Below are 1,031 nucleotides of genomic sequence, written 5' to 3' on the forward strand. Positions count from 1 at the left end.
GGGCGAAGCTGAGAACTTAAGCGCCAGTAAACGGCGGTGGTAACTATAACCATCCTAAGGTAGCGAAATTCCTTGTCGGGTAAGTTCCGACCTGCACGAATGGCGTAACGACTTCTCGACTGTCTCAACCATAGGCCCGGTGAAATTGCATTACGAGTAAAGATGCTCGTTTCGCGCAGCAGGACGGAAAGACCCCGGGACCTTTACTATAGCTTGATATTGGTGTTCGGTTCGGCTTGTGTAGGATAGGTGGGAGACTTTGAAGCAGCAACGCCAGTTGTTGTGGAGTCGCCGTTGAAATACCACTCTGGTCGTGCTGGATGTCTAACCTGGGTCCGTGATCCGGATCAGGGACAGTGTCTGGTGGGTAGTTTAACTGGGGCGGTTGCCTCCTAAAGGGTAACGGAGGCGCCCAAAGGTTCCCTCAGCCTGGTTGGCAATCAGGTGTTGAGTGTAAGTGCACAAGGGAGCTTGACTGTGAGACTGACGGGTCGAGCAGGTACGAAAGTAGGGACTAGTGATCCGGCGGTGGCTTGTGGAAGCGCCGTCGCTCAACGGATAAAAGGTACCCCGGGGATAACAGGCTGATCTTCCCCAAGAGTCCATATCGACGGGATGGTTTGGCACCTCGATGTCGGCTCGTCGCATCCTGGGGCTGGAGTAGGTCCCAAGGGTTGGGCTGTTCGCCCATTAAAGCGGTACGCGAGCTGGGTTTAGAACGTCGTGAGACAGTTCGGTCCCTATCCGCTGTGCGCGTAGGAGTGTTGAGAAGGGCTGTCCCTAGTACGAGAGGACCGGGACGGACGAACCTCTGGTGTGCCAGTTGTTCTGCCAAGGGCATGGCTGGTTGGCTACGTTCGGGAGGGATAACCGCTGAAAGCATCTAAGCGGGAAGCCTGCTTCGAGATGAGCACTCCCACCTCCTTGAGAGGGTAAGGCTCCCAGTAGACGACTGGGTTGATAGGCCGGATATGGAAGCCCTGTGAGGGGTGGAGTTGACCGGTACTAATAGGCCGAGGGCTTGTCCTCAG

1 rRNA gene is annotated in these 1,031 nt (G+C 55.9%); it reads left to right on the forward strand.

What is annotated here, in order from left to right:
• Positions 1–1,029, forward strand: a 23S ribosomal RNA gene (locus ACIRVF_RS42960); the annotation flags it as partial.
• Positions 1,030–1,031: the final 2 nt, after the last annotated feature.

This window comes from Kitasatospora sp. NPDC101157 (assembly GCF_044768255.1).
Lineage (GTDB): Bacteria > Actinomycetota > Actinomycetes > Streptomycetales > Streptomycetaceae > Kitasatospora.